Source organism: Bartonella sp. MR168JLCBS, assembly GCF_042194175.1.
In genome coordinates this window covers 326-604 of record NZ_JBHIMP010000526.1, presented here as the reverse complement: position 1 = coordinate 604, position 279 = coordinate 326, and the positions used below count along the sequence as shown (strand labels likewise).

Sequence of the window (279 nt, the reverse complement as noted above, 5' to 3'; positions counted from 1 at the left end):
AAAAGAGCACGAAAATAAAGCCCTGTTCCGCCAACAAAAATAAGTGATTTTGAGGTGAATGTCGTTAAAAGCTTCCTAACATCACATAACCACTGTCCCACTGAATAGTGAAGAGCCGGACTCACATAACCGTAGAGATAGTGTGGAACAATGGCAGTATCAGCTTCCGTCGGCCGTGCCGTTAAAATATTTAAAACATCATAAACCTGCATTGAATCAGTGTTAATGATAAGAGCATTTTTTTTTTGAGCCATTTGCAAAGCAAGCGCTGACTTCCCA

General features: G+C 40.5%; 1 pseudogene. It reads right to left on the bottom strand.

Features of this window, described 5'->3' with window-relative positions:
- Positions 1–279: pseudogene (locus ACFIK8_RS12405) on the bottom strand (tRNA (adenosine(37)-N6)-dimethylallyltransferase MiaA); the annotation flags it as partial.